This is a genomic window from Amycolatopsis sp. NPDC049159 (assembly GCF_040648295.1).
GTDB classification, from domain to species: Bacteria; Actinomycetota; Actinomycetes; order Mycobacteriales; family Pseudonocardiaceae; genus Amycolatopsis; species Amycolatopsis pretoriensis_A.
Map to the genome: position 1 here is coordinate 62,965 of NZ_JBEZDL010000025.1, position 22,955 is coordinate 85,919.

General features: G+C 71.5%; 20 protein-coding genes and 3 pseudogenes. 13 read left to right on the forward strand and 10 right to left on the reverse strand.

All coding sequences use genetic code 11. From position 1 onward, the window contains the following. Nucleotides 1-266: 266 nt before the first annotated feature. A complete protein-coding gene (locus AB0B33_RS37960) occupies nt 267-1,307 on the forward strand; it encodes an LLM class F420-dependent oxidoreductase (RefSeq protein ID WP_360781155.1) in 1,041 nt (346 codons plus the stop codon). Between the two features lie 6 nt (nt 1,308-1,313). Here the strand turns inward: AB0B33_RS37960 and AB0B33_RS37965 are convergent, their stop codons facing one another. Continuing rightward, nucleotides 1,314-1,910: a class F sortase gene (locus AB0B33_RS37965; protein WP_360781159.1), complete on the reverse strand. Its 597-nt coding sequence runs from the start codon at nt 1,908-1,910 to the stop codon at nt 1,314-1,316. Between the two features lie 240 nt (nt 1,911-2,150). On the opposite strand from AB0B33_RS37965, the gene AB0B33_RS37970 reads away from it, so the two are divergent. Together AB0B33_RS37970 and AB0B33_RS37975 are read left to right on the forward strand one after the other, a co-directional pair. Continuing rightward, nucleotides 2,151-3,095 (forward strand): exopolyphosphatase, encoded by a 945-nt coding sequence (locus AB0B33_RS37970; protein WP_247024690.1) that lies wholly within the window; start codon nt 2,151-2,153, stop codon nt 3,093-3,095. A 41-nt stretch (nt 3,096-3,136) separates the two neighbouring features. Next, the gene (locus AB0B33_RS37975) at nt 3,137-3,319 is read left to right on the forward strand and encodes a hypothetical protein (protein WP_360781163.1); all 183 of its coding nucleotides are present in this window, start codon (nt 3,137-3,139) and stop codon (nt 3,317-3,319) included. On the opposite strand, the gene AB0B33_RS37980 is transcribed toward AB0B33_RS37975, so the two are convergent. From AB0B33_RS37980 to AB0B33_RS37990, 3 genes are read right to left on the reverse strand one after another with little or no spacing between them, the layout of a single operon-like run. Continuing rightward, nucleotides 3,300-5,702 (reverse strand): glycosyl hydrolase family 65 protein, encoded by a 2,403-nt coding sequence (locus AB0B33_RS37980; protein WP_360781166.1) that lies wholly within the window; start codon nt 5,700-5,702, stop codon nt 3,300-3,302. The genes AB0B33_RS37975 and AB0B33_RS37980 overlap by 20 nt on opposite strands. Continuing rightward, nucleotides 5,699-6,430 (reverse strand): beta-phosphoglucomutase family hydrolase, encoded by a 732-nt coding sequence (locus tag AB0B33_RS37985; RefSeq protein ID WP_360781169.1) that lies wholly within the window; start codon nt 6,428-6,430, stop codon nt 5,699-5,701. The genes AB0B33_RS37980 and AB0B33_RS37985 overlap by 4 nt, the downstream gene beginning before the upstream one ends. A gap of 9 nt (nt 6,431-6,439) precedes the next feature. Beyond that, on the reverse strand, nt 6,440-6,799 hold the full coding sequence (locus AB0B33_RS37990) for a metalloregulator ArsR/SmtB family transcription factor (protein WP_247024682.1): 360 nt from the start codon (nt 6,797-6,799) through the stop codon (nt 6,440-6,442). 124 nt (nt 6,800-6,923) lie between these two features. Between AB0B33_RS37990 and AB0B33_RS37995 the strand changes: the two genes are divergently transcribed. Continuing rightward, nucleotides 6,924-7,430 (forward strand): PaaI family thioesterase, encoded by a 507-nt coding sequence (locus tag AB0B33_RS37995; RefSeq protein WP_247024680.1) that lies wholly within the window; start codon nt 6,924-6,926, stop codon nt 7,428-7,430. A 519-nt stretch (nt 7,431-7,949) separates the two neighbouring features. On the opposite strand, the gene AB0B33_RS38000 is transcribed toward AB0B33_RS37995, so the two are convergent. Then, the gene (locus AB0B33_RS38000) at nt 7,950-8,426 is read right to left on the reverse strand and encodes a MarR family transcriptional regulator (RefSeq protein ID WP_360781173.1); all 477 of its coding nucleotides are present in this window, start codon (nt 8,424-8,426) and stop codon (nt 7,950-7,952) included. Here AB0B33_RS38000 and AB0B33_RS38005 point away from each other — a divergent pair. Continuing rightward, nucleotides 8,425-8,886 carry a pyridoxamine 5'-phosphate oxidase family protein gene (locus AB0B33_RS38005; protein WP_247024677.1) on the forward strand — a complete coding sequence of 154 codons (462 nt, stop codon included), beginning with the start codon at nt 8,425-8,427 and terminating at the stop codon, nt 8,884-8,886. The two genes, AB0B33_RS38000 and AB0B33_RS38005, sit on opposite strands and share 2 nt — an antisense overlap. Before the next feature lie 13 nt (nt 8,887-8,899). After that, a pseudogene (locus AB0B33_RS38010) lies at nt 8,900-9,135 on the forward strand (IS701 family transposase); the annotation flags it as partial. A 267-nt stretch (nt 9,136-9,402) separates the two neighbouring features. Here AB0B33_RS38010 and AB0B33_RS38015 read toward each other — a convergent pair. Further along, a complete protein-coding gene (locus tag AB0B33_RS38015; protein ID WP_360781301.1) occupies nt 9,403-9,969 on the reverse strand; it encodes an EF-hand domain-containing protein in 567 nt (188 codons plus the stop codon). Between the two features lie 117 nt (nt 9,970-10,086). After that, entirely contained in the window at nt 10,087-12,402 is a 2,316-nt protein-coding gene (locus AB0B33_RS38020; RefSeq protein ID WP_360781176.1) for a molybdopterin-dependent oxidoreductase, read from the reverse strand. Between the two features lie 171 nt (nt 12,403-12,573). Here AB0B33_RS38020 and AB0B33_RS38025 point away from each other — a divergent pair. After that, a pseudogene (locus AB0B33_RS38025) lies at nt 12,574-13,490 on the forward strand (transposase); the annotation flags it as partial. Nucleotides 13,491-13,643: 153 nt separating this feature from the next. Here AB0B33_RS38025 and AB0B33_RS38030 read toward each other — a convergent pair. Beyond that, entirely contained in the window at nt 13,644-14,840 is a 1,197-nt protein-coding gene (locus AB0B33_RS38030) for an ROK family protein (RefSeq protein ID WP_247024673.1), read from the reverse strand. Between the two features lie 97 nt (nt 14,841-14,937). Between AB0B33_RS38030 and AB0B33_RS38035 the strand changes: the two genes are divergently transcribed. From AB0B33_RS38035 to AB0B33_RS38055, 5 genes are all read left to right on the forward strand, one after another. Next, a complete protein-coding gene (locus tag AB0B33_RS38035) occupies nt 14,938-15,678 on the forward strand; it encodes a DUF427 domain-containing protein (RefSeq protein ID WP_360781180.1) in 741 nt (246 codons plus the stop codon). A gap of 51 nt (nt 15,679-15,729) precedes the next feature. Further along, nucleotides 15,730-16,275: an RNA polymerase sigma factor SigC gene (sigC, locus tag AB0B33_RS38040; protein ID WP_360781183.1), complete on the forward strand. Its 546-nt coding sequence runs from the start codon at nt 15,730-15,732 to the stop codon at nt 16,273-16,275. A gap of 165 nt (nt 16,276-16,440) precedes the next feature. Beyond that, complete coding sequence (locus AB0B33_RS38045; protein ID WP_360781186.1) at nt 16,441-18,687, forward strand: molybdopterin cofactor-binding domain-containing protein; 2,247 nt, start codon at nt 16,441-16,443, stop codon at nt 18,685-18,687. An 11-nt stretch (nt 18,688-18,698) separates the two neighbouring features. Then, nucleotides 18,699-19,157: a (2Fe-2S)-binding protein gene (locus tag AB0B33_RS38050; RefSeq protein WP_360781189.1), complete on the forward strand. Its 459-nt coding sequence runs from the start codon at nt 18,699-18,701 to the stop codon at nt 19,155-19,157. Between the two features lie 136 nt (nt 19,158-19,293). After that, nucleotides 19,294-20,517, forward strand: coding sequence for a helix-turn-helix domain-containing protein (locus AB0B33_RS38055; protein ID WP_247025184.1), 1,224 nt, complete (start codon nt 19,294-19,296; stop codon nt 20,515-20,517). 4 nt (nt 20,518-20,521) lie between these two features. Here AB0B33_RS38055 and AB0B33_RS38060 read toward each other — a convergent pair. Beyond that, nucleotides 20,522-20,659, reverse strand: a pseudogene (locus tag AB0B33_RS38060) (hypothetical protein); the annotation flags it as partial. Nucleotides 20,660-21,034: 375 nt separating this feature from the next. Here AB0B33_RS38060 and AB0B33_RS38065 point away from each other — a divergent pair. Further along, the gene (locus tag AB0B33_RS38065; RefSeq protein ID WP_360781190.1) at nt 21,035-21,871 is read left to right on the forward strand and encodes an SDR family NAD(P)-dependent oxidoreductase; all 837 of its coding nucleotides are present in this window, start codon (nt 21,035-21,037) and stop codon (nt 21,869-21,871) included. A 45-nt stretch (nt 21,872-21,916) separates the two neighbouring features. Here the strand turns inward: AB0B33_RS38065 and mgrA are convergent, their stop codons facing one another. Then, the gene (gene mgrA / locus AB0B33_RS38070) at nt 21,917-22,945 is read right to left on the reverse strand and encodes an L-glyceraldehyde 3-phosphate reductase (protein ID WP_247024658.1); all 1,029 of its coding nucleotides are present in this window, start codon (nt 22,943-22,945) and stop codon (nt 21,917-21,919) included. Nucleotides 22,946-22,955: the final 10 nt, after the last annotated feature.

A 22,955-nucleotide genomic window follows, 5' to 3' on the forward strand; every position in this document is an offset into this window, starting at 1 on the left:
GTCCTAGGCACCGGCCGCCGGGCCGGCCGCCGCCTGTCCGGGTAAGGGAACGCGGTTCGTACTCCTGCTTCAGCCTCTGGGGAACCTGGGACGGGATCATCACCCGGGCGCAGCCCTCGACTGCTGGGGTGGTGGGTACCTCGGCACCCCGGGGCCAACCGGACCTGAGCCGTGACCGCCGAGTGGCGGGGCGCACATCGTCCACGCGGGGAGCGGGCCCTCACCGTAGGATCCGACTAAGCGCTTGCTCAGCAACGGAGGTGGACATGCGGATCGGGACCGCGATCAACTACGCCGGAGGCTTCGCCGACAGCGTCGCGGACATCGTCGAACTGGAGAAGGTGGGGCTCGACGTCGCCTTCGTGCCGGAGGCGTATTCGTTCGACGCCGTCAGTCAGCTCGGCTACCTCGCGGCGAAGACCGAACGCGTCCAGCTGGCGTCCGGGATCTTCCAGATCTACACGCGCACGCCGACGCTCACCGCGATGACCGCCGCCGGGCTCGACTTCGTTTCCGATGGGCGGTTCATCCTCGGGCTCGGGGCGTCCGGGCCGCAGGTCATCGAGGGCTTTCACGGCGTGAAGTACGACGCTCCGCTGGGGCGCACGCGGGAGATCGTCGAGGTGTGCCGGCAGGTGTGGCGCCGTGAGCGCGTCGTGCACGAGGGCAAGCACTACACGATCCCGCTGCCGGCGGAGCAGGGCACCGGGCTCGGGAAGCCGCTGAAGCTGATCAACCACCCCGTGCGCGAGCGCATCCCCGTGCTGCTGGCTTCGCTCGGCCCGAAGAACGTCGCGCTCACCGCGGAAATCGCCGAAGGCTGGCAGCCGATCTTCTTCCACCCGGAGAAGGCGGCCGACGCCTGGGGCGCCGCGCTGGCCGAGGGCAAGGCGAAGCGCGCTCCGGAGCTGGGTGAGCTGGACACCTTCGTGTCGGTGGCCCTGGCCATCGGCGACGACGTCGAGCCGCTGCTGGACCACCTGCGCCCGATCCTCGCGCTGTACATCGGCGGGATGGGCGCGCGGGGCAAGAACTTCTACAACGACCTCGCCCGCCGCTACGGCTACGAGGCCGAGGCGAAGCTGATCCAGGACCTCTACCTCGACGGCAAGAAGGAAGAAGCGGCGGCGGCCGTCCCGCTCGAACTGCTGCGCGCGATCTCCCTGGTCGGCCCGGCCGGCTACGTGAAGGAGCGGCTGGCGGCCTTCGAGGAAGCCGGCGCGACGACGCTGGTCGTGAACCCGATGCTCCCGGGCCGCGACGCCCGCGTGGCGGCGGTTTCCCAGCTGCGCGAGCTGATCGGCTAGCCGGCGTCAGGCGGGGGTCGCGTAGACCGCGACCCTCGCCCCGCTGAAGCCCGCGCCGTCGTAGACGCCGTCGCTGGTGATCAAGCGCAGCTGGGGTCCCGCGCCTTCGGGGGCGACCAGCGTGCTGTCCGGCTCGTTCGACGGGAACAGTGCCGTGCGCCGGACCGTGAAGCGGGTCTCGCGGCCGGTGTCGTCGCGGATCGTGATCGACGCGCCCGGCCGCAGCGTCGACAGCCGGGCGAACGCGCCCGCCGAGTAGCCGAACCCCGCGTGGCCGGACAGCACCGCGACGCCGGCCGCGCCCGGGGCCGGGCCGTCGGCGAACCAGCCCACCCCGAGTGCCGTGCCCGGCTGCTCGCGGCGGCCGCCGACGTGGCCCAACGGGATCACGCGGTCCAGCGCCAGGCCGAGCTCGGGGATCCCGACCGACGCCGGCGGGGCGCCGGCGAGCGGGAGTGAGGCCGCGGCTCCGGTGGGGACCGTCGTGGCCGGGGCGAGCACCGCCGTCACGCCCAGGAGCACGCAGCCGAGCCCGGCCACGACCGCGAGCACAGCCGCGGCCGGCCGGGCGAGCTCGGATCGCCGCTCGGGCCGTTCGGTCACTTTTCCCGCTCCACACCGGTGCTGATGTCCGGTAGATCGCAGCGCCGCCCTCGACGTTACCGAATCGTGTCCAATTCACTCGTTCGGGTTATCTCGCTGTGACCTTCGCGTCAGAAAAGCACCGCCAGAGGGTGCAATCCCGTGAAACGCCCGGCAGAACGCGGTGAGATCCGACATCATTGCTGGTTTCAACCACCCCCAGGGGGGATATTCACCAGCGGAAGTGAGGTGCGCCGAGTCGTGCGAAAAATCGCAGAGCCCGCGGTGGGCGTGCTGGACGTCGGTTCGTTCAGTGCCCGGCTCGTGGTGGTGCCCGTCACCGGGTCCCCGCGGGAGCCGGTGCTGAACCACCAGACCCGGCTGCGCCTGGACCGCGAACTCGACGTCCGCGGCCGGCTCTCCGACCGGGGCATCGCCGCGGTCACCGCCGCCGTCGCCGCGGGGATGAGCACGGCCTACCGGCACGGCGTCCACGGCGTGTACCCGCTGGCGACCTCCTCGATCCGCGACGCGGCCAACTCCGCCGACGTCGTCCGGCACGTGGCCGGCGAAACCGGGGTCGAGCTGCGGTTCCTGACCGGCCCGGCCGAAGCCGGGCTCGCCTACCTGGCCACCCGTCGCTGGTACGGGGCCGACGCCGGGCCGCTGCTGGTGCTCGACATCGGCGGCGGCACCGTCGAACTGGCCGCCGGCCGCGGCGAGCGGGCCGAGTTCGCGCGGTCGCTGCCGCTGGGCGCCCGGTCGATGACGCGGGACTGGCTGCCGTCCGAGCGCGTGTCGAACAAGCAGGTCAAGGCGCTGCGCACGCACGCGCTCGACGTCGTGAGCACCACCCTCGGCGCCGCCGATGTCGACGACCCGCGGGTCGTCGGCTGCTCGAAGGTGCTGCAGCAGCTGGCCCGGCTGTCCGGCGCCCGCCCCGGGAAGTGCCGGGAGCTGCGGCTCGACGACCTGCGCGCCTGGATCCCGCGGCTCGCCGCGCTCCCGCCGGCCAAGCGGGCGGAACTGCCGGGCATCTCGCGCAGCCGCGCCCACCAGGCGCTGGCCGGCGCGATCGTGGCCGAGGCGCTGCTGACGGTCGCCGGCGGCAAGGTCGCGATCTGCCCGTGGTCGACCCGCGACGGCCTGCTCCTCACCCTGCAGGACAAGGCGAAAGCCGCCGCCGCGGCGAACCGGGCCGCCTGAACCCCTGGCCGGGACCGGGAAAACCGGGTATTCCGGAAACCATGAGCGAACTGCAGCGCAGCCACGGCCGCGACGAGGAAGACGAAGAGCTTCCGAAGCTCCCGACGCCGGGGCAGCTGACCCACGACGTGCCGACCGCGCCCGACCCGGACGTGAACCCGGGCGGGACCGAAGACGTACCGGCCCCGCCCGGACGGGACGTCGTCAGCGACCTTCCGCAGTGATCGGGTTGGCCGGTTCCGCGTATTGACGCACCTTTTCCGAGTCGCGCCGCATCGGGGCGCGGCCCGGGGGCTGCTTCGGCGGGTCGCCCGCGTCGATCTTCGGGATCGGGAACCGCTGCGGCTCCGGGGTGAGCGTGATGCGCTCGCCGTGGTGCAGCACTTCCAGCGGCTCGCCGTCGAGCACGTGGTAGGTCACCTGGTCGGGGTCGATCTCGACCTGGAACCGCGTGCCGCGGAACATCAGCCGGAAGGTGATCCGCCCCAGGTGCTCCGGCAGCCGGGGCGAGAACGCCAGCGTCCCGCCGTGGTCGCGCAGCCCGCCGAACCCGGCCACCGCGCCCTGCCACGCCCCGGCCAGCGACGCCATGTGCAGGCCGTTGCGCACGTTGTTGTGCACGTCGTGCAGGTCGGTCAGCGCGGCTTCGGCGAGGTAGTCGTAGGCCAGCTGCAGGTGCCCGACCTCGGCCGCGACGACGGCCTGCGTCCCCGCCGACAGCGAGGAATCCCGCACTGTCCTCGCCTCGTAGTAGGCGAAGTTGCGGGCCTTCTCCTCCGGGCTGAACGAGTCGCCGCACAGGTGCAGCGCCAGCACCAGGTCCGCCTGCTTCACGACCTGCTTGCGGTACAGGTCGAAGTACGGGTAGTGCAGCAGCAGCGGGTAGTGCGCCGGATCGGTGTTCTGGTAGTCCCACTCGTCGTGCTCGAGGAACCCCTCCGACTGGGGGTGCACGCCGAGTTCCGCGTCGTAGGGCAGGTACATCGCCGCGGCGGCCGCGCGCCACGAGTCCAGTTCGACGGTGTCGACGCCGAAGTGCGCCGCCACGTCCCGCTGCCGTTCGCAGGATTCCGCCGCCGCCAGCAGGTTCCGGCGCGCCATCAGGTTGGTGTAGACGTTGTTGTCCGCCACCGCCGAGTATTCGTCCGGCCCGGTGACGCCGTCGATGCGGAACGTCCCGTGCCGGTCGTGGTGGCCCAGCGACGCCCACAGCCGCGCGGTTTCCAGCAGCAGCTCGGTGCCGTAGTCGCGCTCGAACTCATCGTCGCCGGTCGCGTTGAGGTAGCGCAGCACGGCGTCGGCGATGTCCGCGCTGACGTGGAACGCCGCCGTGCCGGCCGGCCAGTACGCCGAGCACTCGGCGCCGTTGATCGAGCGCCACGGGAAGGCCGCGCCGCGCAACCCCAGCTGGTGCGCGCGTTCCCGCGCTTTGTCCATTGTGGAGTGCCGCCAGCGCAGCGCGTCGCGGGCCGCGTCCGGGATGGTGTAGGTGAGCACCGGCAGGACGAACGATTCGGTGTCCCAGAAGGCGTGCCCGTCGTAGCCCGGCCCGGTCAGCCCCTTGCCCGCGATCGCACGGCTTTCGCCGCGGGCCCCGGCCTGCAGGAGGTGGAAGAGGGCGAAGCGGACGGCTTGCTGCAGCTCGGGATCGCCCTCGATCTCGATGTCGGAGGTGGCCCAGTAGTCGTCGAGGAACTCGCGCTGCTCGGCGACCAGGCCCTTCCAGCCGGTCTGGCGCGCGCCCGCCAGCGCCGCCTCCACCTGCGACCGCAGCGCGGGCACCGAGCGCTGCGCCGACCAGCCGTAGGCGAGGAACTTGGTGATGCGCAGCTTGCCGCCCTTGGGGACGTCGACGGCGACGGTGAGCCGCGCGAGGTCCTCCTCGGAGTGGATGCGGGCGCGGATGCCGTCGTCCACCTCGATCTTGTGGTCCATCGCCGCGGCCATCCGCAGCCCGGACCGGCGGGTCCGGTGCACCAGCACGGCGTTGTACTCGTTCGCCCGGTGGAATTCGCCGACCAGCGGGGAGTTCAGCGCGGCGGCCACCCGCGGGTCGCTGGTGTCGGACTCGATCGGCTCGTTGGCCAGCAGGTCGGACTGCACGACGAGCTGCAGGTCCTCGTCGAGCGGCTCGACCTCGTAGCGGATCGCCGCGATCGCGCGCTGGGTGAACGACACCAGCCGTTCGGTGCGCACGCGCACCCGCCGCCCGGTCGGCGACGACCACTCGGTGCTGCGGCAGAGCGTGCCCTTGCGGAAGTCGAGCACGCGGTCGTGCTTGGTGGCCGTGCCGTAGCGCATGTCCAGCGGCTCGTCCTCGACGAGCAGCCGGATGATCTTGCCGTCGGTCACGTTGACGACGGTCTGGCCCTCTTCGGGGTAGCCGTAGCCCGCTTCGGCGTAGGGGAGTTCGTGCTGTTCGTAGAACCCGTTGAGGTAGGTGCCGGGCAGCCCGCGCGGCTCGGCCTCCTCGAGGGTGCCGCGCAGTCCGATGTGGCCGTTGGACACCGCGAACGCCGATTCGGTGCGCTGCAGGGCGTCGACGTCCATACCGCGCCAGCGCAGCTCCCACGGGGAGCATTCGTAGCCGCGGGGTTCGTCGGTCATCGGTCCTCCAGCAGGTCGGCGAGGTCGTCGACGACGATGTCGGCCCCGTGGGCCTTCAGTTCGGCGGCCTGGTCGGCCCGGTTCACGCCCACGACGTAGCCGAAGCCGCCGGCTTTCCCGGCCTGGACGCCGGATTGGGCGTCCTCGAAGACGGCCGCGTGCGCGGGTTCGACGCCGAGCGCCTCGGCGCCGGCCAGGAAGGAGTCGGGCGCGGGCTTGCCCTTGAGGTTGCGCTCGCGGATGACGAGGCCGTCGATGCGGGCCTCGATGTACTTGCTCAGGTCACCGGCGTCGAGGACCTTGGCGCCGTTGGCCGACGACGTCACGACGGCGATCCGCAGCCCGGCGGCCTTGACCGCTTCGAGGTAGCGGATCGAGCCGGGGTAGGGGCTGACGCCGCGTTCGTCGATGATCTTCAGGACCAGGTCGTTCTTGCGGTTGCCGACGCCGTTCACGGTGGGCGCGTCCGGCGGGTCGTCGGGAGTGCCCTCGGGCAGCTCGATGTCGCGTGACCGCAGGAATTCCCGCACGCCGTCGGCGCGGGGGCGGCCGTCCACGAAGGCCGCGTAGTCGTGGTCGGTGAACTCGGCGAACCCGGCACCGTCACGGGCCCGGAGAAACTCGTCGAATGTCCGTTTCCACGCTTCGCGGTGGAGAATCGCCGTCCCGGTCAGCACTCCGTCGAGGTCGAACAGGCAGGCGGTGATGGCTTCCGGCAGTCCCGTCATGCCCGCACGCTACCGGTCCGGCTCGTCGGGCGCGGGGTGTGGCCGCACGTGGTGGATGAGTTCGTGCACGGTCGCGTCGGCGAGCCGGTAGCGCACGACGCGGCCGGTGCGCTGCGGGGTGACCAGACCGTGGGCGCGCAGCAGCCGCAGGGCCTGCGACACGGCGGTGTCGGTCATGCCGGTGGCCGCGGCGAGGTCGGTGACGCTGATTTCGCGGGCGTAGTGGATGGAGACCAGCAGGGCCAGCCGCGACGGGTCGGCGACCACGGAGAAGCGCCGGGCCCATTCGTCGATGACGGCGCGGTCGCCGAGCCCGTCGACCGCCGCCGAGACGCGTTCCGGGTCGATCAGCTTGCGCTCGGTGCTCACCCCCGGATGATTCCACCCGCGCCGCGGGCGGACCACCGGTGGCCTGGGTCACGCCGAGCTTGACGCCGCCCCGGCGCCGGGCGAAGCTGCGGTTAAGACACCTGTCATAGTCGAGGAGCCCGAGATGACCGACGTGGCCGCCGAAGCGGAAACCCGCTCGAAGACCATCACCTGGCAGGACCCGCTGCCGACCGCCCGGCTCGGCGCCACGATGTCCGGCCTGGAGTACCTGACGGCCATCAAGGACGGCCGCATCCCGGGCCCGCCGATCGCCGCGCACTTCGGGCTCCGCTGGGAGCGCATCGAGCACGGCGAGGTCGAGGCGGTCGCCGAGCCGGACGAGTCGCTGTACAACCCGATCGGCATGGTCCACGGCGGCGTCGCGGCCACGATGCTGGACTCGGTGGTCGGCTGCGCGGTGCACACGACGCTGCCGGCGGGCGTCGGCTATTCGTCGGTGGAGCTGAAGGTGAGCTACCTGCGCGCGATCCACGCCGGCCGCGGCGAAATCCGGGCGGTCGGCCGGGTGGTCAAGGAGGGGTCGCGGATCGCGTTCGCCGAGGGGGAGATCCGCGACGCCGAGGGCAAACTGCTCGCGACGGCGTCGGGGACCTGCGTGCTCACCCGCTAGCCTCGAAGCGTCCGGTTCGGTGACGGCTGGGAATGCGCCCCAATGGGGCTGTTTCATCGTGGTTTGGTCCGGTCAGGCCGGGTTGACCAGCTGGGGTAACGGTCAGACGCATGCCACCCGGGCAGTGTCGCGGACGCTCTGCTCGTGCCGGGTCGGCACCAGCAGAGCCCGTAGCAACGTGGTGGCATGCCCCGGTCCAGGACCCCCCAGGCTTTGAGAGGCTCGGCTCTGTCGCGACAGGGGAAGGGTCACCTGGTAGGAAAGTGGACCGAAGCCCTCGGCGGGTGGTTGACAAGGCCACCCCGGTCCGGTCGGCACTTCCTGCCAGGCCACCGAAACACTGCGTGTTCACCACCGTGACCAGTCACAACCACGATGAAACAACCCCAATGTGGCGTTGGGTGCATCTGACGCACCGAACGCCACATCGGGGCGCTCGTTTCCTCGGCGCCTTCGCGGCGTCGAAGTCCTTGGGCGCGAACGGATTCTCGAACCGGCCGGCGATGGCGTCGCCGGTGGTCAGCGGGGTGGCCGGACGCGGCGGCCGCGGATCGCGTCGTCGCCGCCGAAGCGTCCGATCACCGACGCCAGCAGCGCGCGGGCGGCCTCGACGCGTCCGGCGCCGTACTCCGCCACCAGTTCCTCCTGGAGTTCCTGCCGCAGCACGCGGGTCGCCTCGACGGCGGCGACCGCGTGCTCGGTCAGGTGCAGCAGCTTGGTGCGCGCGTCGGCGGGATCGGGTTCGCGCCGGAGCAGGCCCCGGCGTTCGAGGTCCGCGACGGCCTTCGACGCCGCCTGCTGCGTGACGCCCATCCGCTCGGCCAGCGCGGTGATCGAGAGCGGGGCGGCAAGGACGTGCTGGATCACGACGCCGTCGTTGAACCGCAGGTCGCCGAAGCCCTGCCCGGCCAGGCGCCGCTGGACCTCGTCGGTCATCGCCCAGCCCGCGAAGAGCGCGGTCAGCGAGAGGTCGAGGGTGCTAGGATGCACAACCATGGTTGTGGAATCTAGCAGAGTGCCGGCCGAGCTGGCCGAAGCGTTCGTGCGCGTGGCGCACCGGGTCGTCTGGTGCACGCTGGTGACGGTCGACCGGCGGGGGCGGCCGCGGTCCCGGGTCGTGCACCCGATCTGGGAGCGGACGCCGGAGGGCCTGACGGGCCGGCTGTTCACCCGCCCGACGCCGCTGAAGCTCGCGCACCTGGCGGCGTCGCCGTACGTGTCGTGCTCGTACTGGGACCCGCAGCACGAAGTCGCGGTCGCGGAGTGCCGGGCGGAGTTCGCCGACGACGAAGCGTCGCGCAAGGACCTGTGGGACCTCTTCGCGTCGACGCCGGAGCCACTCGGCTACGACCCGAAGATCCTGGGCGGCGAAGACCACCTCGACCCGAAGATCACGGTGCTGCGCTTGACACCCTGGCGTCTTTCGGCCGCCGGCGAAGCCTGGCGGGCGGCCTGATACTGCAACGGCAGTGAGTGAGCGGATCGCGGGCCGGTTCGCGCGGTCGGAGCCGCGGACTCGGGCGCGAGAGTATGTGTCGGGGCTGGAGCGGAAGAACGGCTGGACGCTGGCCGAGGAGGCCGGTGAAGTCTCGCCGGACGGGATGCAGCGGCAGTACTCCGGTACGCGGGCCGGATCGGGAACTACCGGATCGGGACGTTCCTGGTCGATGCCTCGCCTCGCGGGCATGCGCTGATCGACCGCGAAAGCCACGGCAAGCACTGGCGATGCCCGGGTCACTGCTGACGAGGCCTACGGGCAGGTCAAACACCTGCGGTTATGGCTGGAAGCCCACCTGCCCATGGCCAGCTTCGCGGGGCGTGTCGACGCGCTCGTCGGTGTGATCGCACGCCGACCCGGCCGTGCACCCGCCATCGCGGCAGCGGTGCTGCATGCGCCGGATGAAGATGATGCCTTGCTTCGCGGCGCTCTGCTTCCTCACTGGCCTTGGCCGCGACGATCCGATCGAGGCGGTCAGGCCGATGCCGAGCTGCTGGGGATCTTGCCGAACAGGTGCGCCGCGGGGGCGTCCGGGTCTTCGCCGTAGAAGAACTCCGTCAGTGCCTGGTGGAATTCGGCTCGATCCAGGCCGCCCGAGCTGTCCAGGTCCAGTGCGGTGAAGACCGCGGCACAGTCCTCTGGGGACACATTGCCCGCCTGGCCGAAGATTTCCGCGAACTCGGTCCGGTCGACCCGGTCGTCACCGTCGAGGTCGATCAGGTCGAAGTAGCAGTCAGCCACCGGGCCGACCTGCTGCGGGTACAAGACGGGGTCGGCCAGCGCCTGCCGGAACCCCTCGGTCATCTCCCGCAGATCGACTTTGCCGTCGCCGTCCTGGTCCATCGGCGCGATCACGTTGGCCCAGAATGCGTCCAGGCCCTCGGTCAGCCGCCGGGCTGTCGCGGCCTCCGGCATGGCGCCACGGGCCGCGATGTAGCGCTCGCCCATCAACCGGACGTCCTGACGGGTGATCACCCCGTCGCCATCGACGTCTGCGCCCTTGAACCACTGGCGGTACTTGAGTTCCCTGACTTCGGTCATGGCCACGGAAGCTATTCACGCTGGCGAGCAATGTCCAGCGTTCTACCCGAAGGAGGAATCGGGTCACACGTTCGGGCGGTTTACCGCAGCGGTGGTGAGAAGCCGGCCGGATGCACGTCAACCGGGTGGCACGAGGCGTGGTGGTGCGAAGGCGAGCACATCGGGAAGGGGGCCGTCGTAGCGCTCGACGTCGACCAGTGCGCTGAGGGCACTCGGGCCTTGGGACAGGCGCGAGCACGGCCGGTCCGCGGTGAGAACGTTCGGGTTGCCGTGGCGGTCCAATGTTCCGCTCTGCCCCGGCTGGACCGGATCCCACCAGGCCCCCGTGGACAGTTGCACGACGCCGGGCATGACGTCGTCCGACAGGACCACGCCCGCGAGACAGCTTCCCCGGTCGTTGTAGACGCGCACGATCATGCCGCTTTCGATGCCGCGCGACGCGGCGTCCGAGGGATTGATCGTCATCGGCTCACGGCCATGGATCTTCGAACCGAGGCTGTGGCCACCGTTGTCGTACTGGCTGTGCAGGCGCGAAGCGGGCTGGTTCGAGATCAGGTGCAGCGGGAACCGGTCCGACAGATCGGCACGCAGCCACTCCGCCGGCTCGAACCACTTCGGGTGCCCGGCGCAGTCGTCGTACCCGAACGAGTCGATCTCCTCGGAGAAGATCTCGATCCGGCCCGACGGCGTCGTGAGGGGGAACTGGCGCGGATCCGAGCGCAGGGCTTCGAAACTGCCGGGATACGGCCCGGTCGACGCGGGCAGCTCAGCGGTGGAGCTTCGCCAGAAGTCGTCGAAACGCGGCAAGGCGGCATCGTCGCCGAGCTTGTCCCTCGTCTGTTCGTAAAGGTGCCTGACCCATTCGATTTCCGACCGCGACTCCGTGAATTCCCGCTCGAATCCGAGCCGGGCGGCCAAGGCCGCGAAGATCTCGTGATCGGTGCGCGACTCGCCCGCCGGCTCGCGGGCTTTCGGCATCGCGACGAGGTGGGGGTCGGAGAACCCGGCGGCGAAGTCGTCCCGCTCCAGGCTGGTGGCGACGGGCAGGACGATGTCGGCGAACTTGGCCGTCGTGTTCCACCAGGCTTCGTGCACCACCACCGTGTCCGGGAGCTGCCAGGCGCGGGTCAGCCGGTGGAGGTCCTGGTGGTGGTGGAACGGGTTCCCGCCGCACCAGTAGATCAGGCGGAGTTCGGGTAACGTGAGGCGCCGGCCGTCGTAGTCGATGACCTCGCCCGGACGCAGCAGGGTGTCCGCGATCCTCGCGACGGGGATGAAATCCGGGACCGGGTTGGCCACCTCCGGTACCGACGCCACGAAGGCGCGGTTTTCGGCCACGCCTGTCGCGTCCATCGTCGCGTAACCCGTGCCCCAGCCGCACCCGGGCCGCCCCATCGAACCGGCCATGGCGGCCAGCACGACCGACATCCAGACCGGTTGTTCGCCGTGGTCTCCACGCTGCACCGCGTAGTTGACCATGATGAGAGAACGTCGGGAGGTGAGGCGGCGAGCGAGGTCGACGAGCACGTCGCGATCGATGCCCGTGATCTTCTCCGCCCAGGCGGCGTCCTTCCGGACGCCGTCGAGTTCGCCGGTCAGGTAGGCGGCGAAGCGGTCGAACCCGGTGCAGCACCGGCGCAGGAAATCCTCGTCGTGCCACCCGTTGACCAGCATTGTGTGGGCGATGCCGAGCATCGCGGCGGTGTCGGTGCCGGGGATGACGGGCAGCCACTCGGCGTCGACGAAGCCGGCGACGTCGCTGCGGAGGGGACTGATGTTCACGAACCGCACTCCGGCCGCGCGGCACTGGCGCAGCAGGTCCCGCGTCCGGTGCTTGACCAGCCCGCCGGGGTTGATCTGGCTGTTTTTGAGGGCCAGGCCGCCGAACGCCACCACCAGCTCGCAATTCCCGGCTATGGCGTCCCACATCGGCATCCGGCTCTGGTAGCTCCACGGGTGACCGCCGATCACGTGGGGGAGGATGACCTCCAACGCCGCGGTGCTGTAGGTGTTGCGAGAATCGGTGTAGCCCCCGCCCAGCGCGAGGAACCGGTGGAGTTGCCCCTGCGCGTTGTGGAACCTGCCGGCGCTCGCCCAGCCGTAGGAGCCGCCGAACACCGCGCTGTCCCCGTGCCGGTCACGAACTCGACGGAGTTCCTCGCTCACCAGGGTGATCGCCTGGTCCCAGCTCACCTCCACGAAGGCGTCCGCGCCCCTGGCGGCACCGGGGGCGCGGGGCTCGCCGTTCAGCCAGCCCCGGCGCACGGCGGGGCGCAGCACGCGAGCGCTGTCGTCGGCGGCGGTCACCATTCCGGGGCCGATGGGCGATGGCGCCGGGTCGTCGGGCCTCGGCTCGATGCGCACCAATCGGCCGGAGTCGACGACGGCGACGAAACTGCCCCAGTGGGTCGCCACCGACACGCGTCGTTCCATCACGCATCAACCCCATCCTGAAGTGTGCTCGGCCTGGTGCCCACGTCGCCGGAGTGGTGTGTCACAACGGAAGATACCCGGGCCGGGAGAGGTTGACGACGTCCGTGCGGGTCCTGATCGAGGCCGGGTGCAGTACGCGGCAGCGCGACGTCGGTCCGGGGATCGACGGCGCTGGTCCTCGGGTTGCTCGCCGAGGCGATCCGGGAAGGATCGTGGGCAACGATCGCGGTCGGAGCCGCGGGGCCGAGCGCGGGAGTAGGTGTCCGGGCTGGTCGCAGGCCTGGAGCGGAAGTGCGGCTGGACGCTGGCCGAGCAGGCCGGTGAGGTCTCGCCGGACGGGATGCGGCGGTTGCTGCGCTGGGCGGACTGGGACATCGACGACGTCCCTGTCAGATCGGGACGTTCCTGACCTGTGCCCCGAGCGCGGGCACGCGGTGATCGACCGGGCGTCGTATCTGCCCGAGCCGTGGATCGCCGACCGGGAGCGGTGCCGGCGGGCGGGGATTGCGGACGGGACCGGGTTCGAGACGAAGCCGCGGCAGGCGATGGCGATACCGGCGCGGGCGTTCGCCGCGAGGGTGCCGTTCGCGTGGGTCACCGCCGATGAGGCTTGTGGGCAGGTCAAGTACCTGCGGGTGTGGCTGGAAGATCCGGACGCCGCGTAGGTGCTGGCCACCACCGACGGTGCCGAGGCGAGGTCGGACGAGCTGGTCGAGCGGGCGTGGCGGCGGTTGTCGGTCGGCGCTGGTGCACCCGGGCCCCGCGAGTACGACTGGGGCCCGGATCCCCATCGGAACCAGCCGGCGGGCCGGGCGCGGGCACTGGCTGCTCGCCCGCCGCAAGATCAGCGATCCGACTGGGATCGTTCACTACGTCTGGTACGGGCCCCGCCGCTCGAGCCTGCTGGACCTGTCCTGGATCGCCGGGACCCGCCGGCGGATCGAGGAATGCTTCCAGCAGGCCGAGGACGAAGCCGGATTCGACCACCACCAGGTCCGCTCCAGGCGAGCTGGTACGCCCACATCACCCTGTCCATGCTCGCCCACGCCTGGCTCGCCGTCTCCCGATCCCTGGCCGCAAACGGAGATCCGGCGCCTGCTCACCAAGCTGGTCCTGCGTGTCACCGACACCGCCGAGCACGTCCGGGCCTGGTCATACTTCCGCCGACGACGACAACACCAAGCCCGCCTCGGTCACCACAAACGCCGCGGCTACCCACTCACCTGACTGCCGTTGCAGTACTAAGCGCCGACGCGGTGGTCGAAGACCAGGCCTTCCGCCGCCCGCAGGCCGACGCTGATCGCGCCGGTCAGGACCGCGTCCTCGCCCAGTTCGCCCTGGACCACTTTCGGCACCAGCGGCGTGAACGCGCGCAGGGCGCGGTCGATCGGCTCCAGCAGCAGGTCGGCCGCCGTGCCCATGCCGCCGCCCAGGACGATCAGCTCCGGGTCGATCACCGCGGCCACCGAGGCCACCGTGTAGGCCAGGCGGTCGGCTTCGGTTTCCACCGCGCGCCGGGCGAGTTCGTCGCCTTCGCGGGCCAGGCGGAAGACCTCGCGGGCCGACTTCGCCGTGCCGAGGCCGAGTTCGCGGGCGCCGCGGACCACCGACTGCGCCGCCGTCGCCTCTTCGAGGTGGCCGCGCGCGGGCGGGCTCGTGGGTTCCTCCGCCGCTCGCGTGCGGCCGTAGGGCAGGTAGCCGATCTCGCCCGCCGCGCCGGTCGCGCCGCGGAACACCCGGCCGTCGACCATCATGCCCATGCCGACGCCGGTGCCGATCGTGATGCAGCCGAACACCGACGCACCGCGTGCGGCACCGCTTTCCCACTCGCCGACCGCGGTCAGGTTCGCGTCGTTCTCGACCATCAGGTCCGGGCCCAGCGCGGCTTCGAGGTCGTCGATCAGCCCGGCCCGGCCCCAGCCCGGCAGGTTCGGCGCGTGCCGGAAACAGCGCTTCTCCGGATCGGCGACGCCGGGGGAGCCGACCACGCGGACAACGATGTCGGCAGCCGTCAGGCCCGCTTCGGCGACGGCGTCGGCGGCGATCTTCCCGACCGCGGTCACCAGCGCCGCCCCGGACCGCGCCGTGTTGCGCTCGTCGCGGCGCGCCACCAGCACGCGCCCGAGGTCGGACACCGCGACGCGCAGGTGCTCGCGGCCGATGTCGATCCCGAGCACGTACCCCGCCGTCGGATCGGCCTCGTACAGCACGGCCGACCGGCCGGTGCCGGTGGACGTCTGCCCCGTCGGGCGCGCCAGCCCCGCGGCCTCGAGCGCCAGCAGCGCCTGGCTGACCGTCGGCTTCGACAGCCCGGTGTCCTTCGCGACCTGCGGCCGCGTCGCCGGCCCGCTGCGGCGCAGCAGGTCCAGCACCGCCCGCTGGTTGATCTTGCGCATCCCGGCGGGGGTCCCGACCGTTGGAGCTCCTACGCCGGTCACCCGTGCCCGCCTCTCGTTTTCGTTCTCCCCGCCACGCTAGCCGCCCGGAACCCGGTTTTTCCGGAATACGTCCGATCCGGAACCCGTTGACCGGGGCATGAGCACTCCGGTACGCGGCCGGGTCCGCGTGGCACAAGGCGCGAAGCGGGTACGCGTGTTCCTCGGCGGGGAACTCGTCGCGGACACGGTGCACCCCCTTCTGGTGTGGGAAGTCCCGTACTACCCCACGTACTACTTCCCGCGCGCGGACGTCGTGAGCGGCGTGCTCACCCCCTCCGGCCGGACGACGCATTCGCCCAGCCGGGGAGAAGGTGTTCTGTCGACGATAAAGGTCGGCCGGGCCGAGGCGGTGGACGGCGCGCTGGAACACCCGGATTCGCCCATCGGGGAGCTCCGGGACCACGTCCGCTTCGACTTCGCCGCGTTCGACTGGTTCGAAGAGGACGAGCAGATCTTCACGCACCCGCGCGACCCCGGCGTGCGCGTGGACGTCCTGCCGAGCTCGCGCCACGTCCGGATCGAGGTGGACGGCGTCACGGTCGCCGACTCGGTCCGCCCGCACCTGCTCTTCGAGACCGGCCTGCCGGTCCGCTACTACCTGCCCCGCGTCGACGTCCGGATGGACCTGCTCGAGAAGACCGACGTCGTCACGCACTGCCCGTACAAGGGTGCGGCCGACCACTTCGACGTGGCCGGGCACGGCGACCTCGCGTGGAGCTACCCGACGCCGCTGCCGGAGAGCATCCGGGCGGCCGGGCTGGTGGCGTTCCTCGACGAGAAGGTGGACGTCTACGTCGACGGAGTGCGGCAGGAGCGCCCGAAGACCAAGTTCGCCTGACCGTTCCCCCGAGCCGTCGCCGGGTCCCCGGTTACTGCTACGTTCCGGATCATGACCCGCGGTGAGGACGACGAACGCGTCACGGCTCTCGCACTGGCCGCCGGCCGGGGCGACCGGCGCGCGCTGGAGGAGTGGGTCCGCGCGACCCAGGCCGACGTCTGGCGCTTCCTCGCGCACCTCACCGACGCGGCCGCCGCCGACGACCTGGCGCAGGAGACCTACCTGCGCGCCTTCGGCAGTCTCCGCCGCTTCGCCGGCCGTTCGTCGTCCCGCACCTGGTTGCTGGCCATCGCGCGCCGGGTGGTCGTCGACCAGATCCGGGCCGCCTCCGCCCGGCCGAAGATCGACTGGGACGCCCCCGTCGACCAGGGCCGCGCCGCCGCCGGGTTCGAAGACCTCGTCGAGCTCGGCTTGCTGCTCGACGGCCTCGACCCGGACCGGCGCGAGGTGCTCGTGCTGACCCAGGTGCTCGGGCTGTCCTACGCCGAGGCCGCGGACGTCTGCGGCGTGCCCGTCGGCACCGTCCGCTCACGCGTCGCGCGCGCCCGCGACGACCTGCTCGAAGCCCGCCGGGAACGCGGCTCGGACGCCGGCTGAACCAGCCGGTTGGGCCGTCCGGCACTGTGGCGGCGCACACATTCGGCGGCTTCGACTGTCACCCCGTCACAGGAATGGGCGAACACGACTACGCCGCGTTGACGGCCTGACAACGCCTGCTTAGCGTGGCGCGCACCCCGCCACCACGCCTGCAAGGGATTCCCGATGGCCAGTCCCACCACCGAACCCGCCGACCCCGCCGAAGCCGGGCAGGTCGGCCGCCGCCGCTTCCTGACCTACCTGGTCGCCGCCCCCACGCTCACCGTCGCCACGAGGCTCACCGCGGACGCGGTGGCGCCGGCGACCGCGGACGCCGTCGTCCCGACCCTGCCGCAGCCCGCGGAGATCCTCGACCTCGGCGACGTGCTGACGCTGTCGTGCGCACCGACCGCCGGGATGCTCGTGCTGGAGCTGACGGCCGACGGGCGGGCGCGGCTGCAGCTGCCGCGCGCCGAAGTCGGGCAGGGCATCTCGACGGCGACCGCGATGCTCGTCGCCGAGGAGCTGGACCTGCCGCTCGACCGCGTCGACGTCGTGCTGTCCGACGCCCGCACCGAGCTGTTGTTCAACCAGCTCACCGGCGGCTCCAACACGATGCGCTCGCTCTACGACCCGGTCCGCGCCACGGCGGCGACCGCGCGCGCCCGGATGGTCGCCGCGGCCGGGGCGAAGTGGGGGACCGACGCGTCCCGGCTGTCCACTCGCGACGGTGCGGTGTGGGCGCCCGACGGCCGCAGCGCCGGCTACGGCGTGCTCGCCGGACCCGCGTCGCGCACGGACCTGAGCACCGGAGCCATCGCGCCGAAAGCCGAGTCGGCGCACACGCTCGTGGGGACGCCGACCTCGCGCAAGGACGCCCGCGCGATGGTCACCGGCAAGCAGGTCTACACGCTCGACCTCGACGTGCCCGGCGCGAACCCGGTGATGGTGCGGCGGCCGCCGTCGATCAACGGCACGGTGCGGAAGGTCGACAACGAAGCCGCGGTCCGGGCGATGCCCGGGATCATCGACATCGCCGTCGTGCCCACCGGCGTCGCGGTGATGGCGGAGACGTTCGGGCAGGCCCTCGACGGCAAGAACGCCCTCGACGTCACCTGGGGACCGGGCACAGTGGACGGTGAGGACAACGAGAGCGTCAAGAAGAAGCTGCGCGGGGCCGCGCTGCCGTTCGTGGTGCCGCCGCTGCTGACGCAGTACGTCGACGGTGAGTTCGACTTCGCCTTCGCCAGCCACGCGCCGATGGAGTCGAACTCCGCGGTCGCCGACGTCCGCGAGGACAGCGCGACCATCTGGGCCGGGCTGAAGTCGCCGATCGTGGCGAAGCAGACCATCGCCCAGGAGCTGGGGCTGCCCGAGAACAAGGTCACCGTGCACGTCCAGCAGGGCGGCGGGTCGTTCGGGCGGCGGCTGTTCTTCGACGCCGCCCTCGAAGCCGCGCACATCTCGAAGGCGATGAAGAAGCCCGTCCGGCTGATGTGGAGCCGGATCGACGACATGCGCCACGGCCGGGCGCGCGCGGCGAGCTACCACCGGATCCGCGCCACCTTCGCACTCGGGCAGGTGCTGACGTTCGAGCACCGCGTCGCCAGCGTCGAAACCGACTGGAGCCACGGGCTCGGCGAGATCCTGACCGCGTTCGCGGCGAAGCTGCCCGTCGGCGGCAACCTGAGCTTCGCGCAGACGGTGTTCCTGCTGACGGTGAAGTCGCCGTACAACTTCGGCGTCACCACGCAGCTGCTCAACGAGGTCCCGCTGAAGTTCCACACCTCGGCGTGGCGGTCGGTCTACTCGGCGAACACCCGCGGTGCCGAAGAGATCATGGTCGACGAGATCGCGAAGAAGCTCGGCAAGGACCCGGTGGCCTTCCGCCGCGAGTTCATCAAGGACGAGCGCCAGCGCGCGGTGCTGGACAAGGTCGCGGAACTCGGCGAGTGGGGCAAGAAGATGCCGGCGGGCTTCGCCCAGGGCGTCGCGGTGCACGGCGAGTACAAGTCGTTCACCGCCTGCCTGGTCGAACTCGACGCGCGCGACCCGAAGCACCCGCGCGTCACGAAGGCGACCATCGCGGTCGACGTCGGCAAGCCGGTGAACCCGCGCGGGATCCAGGCGCAGATGCTCGGCGGCCTGACCGACGCGATTTCGACGACGCTCACCGCCGGCCTGCACATCGACCACGGCCTGCCGCTCGAAGGCAGCTACTCGCAGTTCCACTACGCGCGGCAGAAGAACTCGCCCACGGACGTCCAGGTGCACGTCATGCCGGCGGCCGGCGAGGACATCGGCGGCGCGGGCGAACTCGGCGTGCCCGCCCCGGTCGGCGCGATCGCCAACGCCTACGCCCGGGCGACCGGGATCAAGCCCCGCAGCTTCCCGATCACCTTCCCGGTCGACTTCGACCCGTTCCCGCGCTGAGGAGAGTCCCCATGCCCAACTACACCTTCGTGGTGAACGGGAAGACCGTCACCGTCGACGCGCCCGCCGACCTGCCGATGCTGTGGGCGCTGCGCGACAAGCTCAAGATCCGCGGGCCGAAGTACGGCTGCGGCATCAACGTCTGCAAGGCCTGCACCAGCCACCTCGACGGCGAGGCGTTCAACCCCTGCGTCACCCCGGTTTCGGAGTGCTCCGGGCGTGAAGTCACCACGATCGAAGGCCTGTCGGACGGCGAAGAGCTGCACCCGGTCCAGGAAGCCTGGCTGGAACAGGACGTCGCGCAGTGCGGCTACTGCCAGCCGGGGCAGATCATGGCGGCCGTGGCGCTGCTGAAGAAGACGAAGAACCCGACGGACGCGGACATCGACGCCATCCAGAACGTGTGCCGGTGCGGCACCTACTTCCGGATCCGCGAAGCGATCAAGAGCGCGGCCGCCAAGATGGCCTGACGCGGATGCGGAGGTTCTCCGGAAGAACCTCCGCATCCGCGGTGCCTGAGGAAAGTTCACCCGGTCGTGGTTGATGCTTTCGGGTTAGATGCGGATCTCGGGTCTCGACGAGGAGGTCCGGGGACCGGAGGGCACGATGCACCACCCAGCGCTGCTGTCCGGCGGGCTCGCCCCGCGGGTCGCCGTCCTCGCCGCCGACGTCGAGCGGAAGCTGCCCGAGCTGATCGACAGCACCGTGCGGCAGATCCGCGCCGAAATGCCGGTCTACGCCGACGCCCGGTTCGTCACGCACGCCGAGCTGCGGAACTCGGTGCGCGCCAACCTCGAACACGTGATGCGCACGCTGCGCGGCTCGGACGGCCCCGACCTGGCGCAGGCCCACGCGACCGCCCGGGCCCGGGCGCTGCAGGGCGCGCCGCTGCCGGAACTGCTGCGGGCGTACCGGATCGGGCTGACCGAGGTGTGGCACCGGTTCGTCGAGCTGACCGCCCGCGAGCAGGACCTGGCCGGGCTGGTCGCCGCCACGACGGCGATCTGGGCGCTCGTCGACGACCTCGCCGAAGCCCTCACGACGTCCTATAGGGACACGACGGCGGAAGTCGTGGTGGCGCACCAGAACCGGCGCTCGGCGCTGGTCGAGGCGCTGTTCGCGGGCGGCACGGCGACCGAGGGCACGCTGTGGGACATCGCCCGCGTGCTCGAGCTGTCGCTGGACGGCACGTTCGTCGTCGTCGCGGCGGAAACCCCGCGCCTGGGCCAGGAACCGCTGCCCCAGATCGAGGCCCGGCTGCGGGCGGTGCACCACGCGTCGGCCTGGCGGCTGACGCCGGACCTGCAGGTGGGCGTGGTGTCCCTGCGCGACCCGGCGGCGTCGAAGGCGATCGTGGAGCTGGTCCGCGAGCACCCGGTGGGCCGCGTCGGCATCAGCCCGGTGTTCACCGGCCTGGGCAACACGGCCCGCGCGCTGCACCTGGCCCGGGTGGCGCTGTCCAGCATGACGCCGGGCACGCCGGGCCTGGTCCAGTTCACCGAGTCGCCGCTGGCCGGGCTGGTCGCGAGCGCCCCGGAGGCGTCGGTGCAGCTGGCCCACCACGTCCTCCAGCCGGTGCTCGACCTCCCGGGCGACGACCGGAACGTGCTGCTGCTGACGCTGCGCGCGTGGTTCGACTGCCAGGGCTCGACGAAGCTGACGTCGGAGCGGATGTTCTGCCACCCCAACACGATCCGCCACCGCCTCAAGCGCATCACGGAGGAGCTGGGCCGCTCCCTGACGAACCCGGCGGACATCGCGGAGCTGGGCGCGGCACTGCGAGCGTTGAACCTCTTCCCGGAGGCGACCCACCTGCCGGCCCCGCGCTGAGGAATCAGGCGGCGAACCCGGCGAGCGCGCGCACTTCGACCGGCACGTGGACGGCGGCGGTGACCCGGGCGGCCCACCCCAGCGCGGCGGCGAGGCCGGCGGCTTCGATCAGGGAGAACCCGCCGAGGTGCTCTTTGCCTTCGGCGAAGGGCCCGGGCCATGACGCTCATCCTCGCGGACGGACGGGTACCGCCGCCCAGTGTCCGCACGAACGGGCCGGGCCCGGGTCGACGGTGGGCGAGTGGTCCGATCGGGTCACGCGCCGCCGGGCCCGTAGCGCCGGGCCATCCGCACTCGGGTGGCCGGTGTTCGTGCTCGTACAGCGCCGCTGGCCGAGTGGTGCGCCGCCGAGGTCATGGTCGAAAAAGATCGCCGCGAACTCGCCTCCGACGAGACCGCGACCCTAGCCAACCCGGCGGGTCCGTGACCGGGGTCACCGGCGGGTGCTGTCACGGGGTTCCGGGCGCCGGTGTCCTGGTGGCGATCGCCCGGACGGGGCGAAGAACGGGGAAACGTCGTGAGCAAGGTTTGGTTCGTCACCGGTTCGTCGCGCGGCCTCGGCCGGTGTTTCGTCGAGGCCGCGCTCGCCCGCGGCGACCGGGTGGCCGCGACCGCCCGGTCCACCGAGGGTTTCGGCGCGCTGGTCGCCGCCTACGGCGATGCCGTGCTGCCGCTGGAGCTGGACGTGACCGGCAAAGCCGCCGTCTTCGAAGCGGTGAAGCGGGCCGTCGGGCACTTCGGCCGCCTGGACGTCGTCGTGAACAACGCCGGGTACGCGCAGATCGGCGCGATCGAGGAGCTGACCGAGCGGGAGCTGCGCGATCAGCTGGAGACCAACGTCTTCGGGGCGGTGTGGGTCGTCCAGGCCGCGCTGCCGTACCTGCGCGAGCAGGGCGCCGGGCACTTCGTCCAGCTGTCGTCGGCCGCGGGGCTCGTCGCGATGCCGCTCGGCGGCGCGTACCAGGCGTCGAAGTGGGCGCTCGAAGCGCTGAACGAAACCCTGGCCAAGGAGGTCGCCGGCTTCGGCATCAAGGTCACGGTGGTCGAGCCCGGCGGCTTCGCCACCCGCGACGGCCGGAACCCGGACCCCCTCGCCAACGGTCACGTCGCCGCGACGAGCCCGGCCTACGACGGTCTCCGCCGCCGGATCGCCGAGGTCGCGGGCGGGCAGCCCGCCGGTGACCCGGCCGCCGCCGCGCAGGCGCTGCTCAAGGTCGTCGACGCCGCGAACCCGCCCCTGCGGGTGCTCTTCGGGCAGGGCTTCTACCCGATGATCAAGCAGGCCTACGCCGACCGGCTCGAGACGTGGGCCGCGTGGCAGGACCTCTCGGCGCAAGCCCAGGGCACCCGGTGATCCCGGGCGGTGGGGCGCGCACGGCGCCCCACCGCCCGGGACCGATCAGGCGTCCGAGGACCGCTTCCAGAGGTTGATGTCCGCGTCGGTCGCGTGGCCGTCGATCTCGGTCAGCTCCTCGGAGGAGAAGTCGAGGTTGCCGAGCGCGCCGACGTTGTCCTCGAGCTGCTTGACGCTGCTCGCGCCGACGAGCACCGACGTCACCCGGTGGTCGCGCAGCGCCCACGCCAGCGCCAGCTGGGCCAGGGACTGGCCGCGCCGGCCCGCGATGTCGTTGAGCGCGCGGACGCGGTTCAGGCGGTTCTCGTCCAGGGTGTCCGGGTTCAGCGACTTGCCCTGCGCGGCCCGCGAGTCCGCCGGGACGCCGTCGAGGTACTTGTCCGTCAGCAGGCCCTGGGCGAGCGGCGAGAACGCGATGCAGCCCGCACCCGCCTCGTCCAGGGTGTCGAGGAGGCCGTCCTCCTCGATCCAGCGGTTGAGCATCGAGTACGACGGCTGGTGGATCAGCAGCGGCGTGCCGAGCTCCCGCAGCATCCGCGCCGCCTCGGCGGTCCGCTCCGAGCTGTAGGACGAGATGCCGACGTAGAGCGCTTTCCCGGCGCGGACCGCGCGGTCGAGCGCCCCGACGGTCTCCTCCAGCGGCGTCTCGGGGTCGAAGCGGTGGGAGTAGAAGATGTCGACGTAGTCCAGGCCCAGCCGGCCGAGCGACTGGTCCAGAGAGGACAGCAGGTACTTGCGCGAGCCCCACTCGCCGTACGGGCCGGGCCACATGTCGTAGCCCGCCTTGGTCGAGATCACCAGCTCGTCGCGGTAGGGCTTGAAGTCGGTGGCCAGCAGCCGCCCGAAGTTCTCCTCCGCGGAGCCGTAGGGCGGGCCGTAGTTGTTCGCCAGGTCGAAGTGGGTGATGCCGAGGTCGAAGGCGCGGCGGGTGATGTCCCGCTGCGTCTGCAGGGGCTTGTCGTGGCCGAAGTTGTGCCACAGCCCGAGCGAGATCGCCGGCAGCTTCAGCCCGGAACGCCCGCAGCGCCGGTAGGGAATCGAGTCGTATCGGCCGGATGCCGCAAGGTAGGTCACACGGCCGATG

Excerpts from the sequence above, each read along its gene's own strand:
- AB0B33_RS37960 (WP_360781155.1), top strand. The coding sequence starts at position 267 with ATGCGGATCGGGACCGCGATCAACTACGCCGGAGGCTTCGCCGACAGC.
- AB0B33_RS37975 (WP_360781163.1), top strand. The coding sequence starts at position 3,137 with ATGAGCGAACTGCAGCGCAGCCACGGCCGCGACGAGGAAGACGAAGAG.
- AB0B33_RS37980 (WP_360781166.1), bottom strand. The coding sequence starts at position 5,702 with ATGACCGACGAACCCCGCGGCTACGAATGCTCCCCGTGGGAGCTGCGC.
- AB0B33_RS37985 (WP_360781169.1), bottom strand. The coding sequence starts at position 6,430 with ATGACGGGACTGCCGGAAGCCATCACCGCCTGCCTGTTCGACCTCGAC.
- AB0B33_RS37995 (WP_247024680.1), top strand. The coding sequence starts at position 6,924 with ATGACCGACGTGGCCGCCGAAGCGGAAACCCGCTCGAAGACCATCACC.
- AB0B33_RS38005 (WP_247024677.1), top strand. The coding sequence starts at position 8,425 with ATGGTTGTGGAATCTAGCAGAGTGCCGGCCGAGCTGGCCGAAGCGTTC.
- AB0B33_RS38000 (WP_360781173.1), bottom strand. The coding sequence starts at position 8,426 with ATGGTTGTGCATCCTAGCACCCTCGACCTCTCGCTGACCGCGCTCTTC.
- AB0B33_RS38015 (WP_360781301.1), bottom strand. The coding sequence starts at position 9,969 with ATGACCGAAGTCAGGGAACTCAAGTACCGCCAGTGGTTCAAGGGCGCA.
- AB0B33_RS38020 (WP_360781176.1), bottom strand. The coding sequence starts at position 12,402 with ATGGAACGACGCGTGTCGGTGGCGACCCACTGGGGCAGTTTCGTCGCC.
- AB0B33_RS38035 (WP_360781180.1), top strand. The coding sequence starts at position 14,938 with ATGAGCACTCCGGTACGCGGCCGGGTCCGCGTGGCACAAGGCGCGAAG.
- sigC (WP_360781183.1), top strand. The coding sequence starts at position 15,730 with ATGACCCGCGGTGAGGACGACGAACGCGTCACGGCTCTCGCACTGGCC.
- AB0B33_RS38045 (WP_360781186.1), top strand. The coding sequence starts at position 16,441 with ATGGCCAGTCCCACCACCGAACCCGCCGACCCCGCCGAAGCCGGGCAG.
- AB0B33_RS38050 (WP_360781189.1), top strand. The coding sequence starts at position 18,699 with ATGCCCAACTACACCTTCGTGGTGAACGGGAAGACCGTCACCGTCGAC.
- AB0B33_RS38055 (WP_247025184.1), top strand. The coding sequence starts at position 19,294 with ATGCACCACCCAGCGCTGCTGTCCGGCGGGCTCGCCCCGCGGGTCGCC.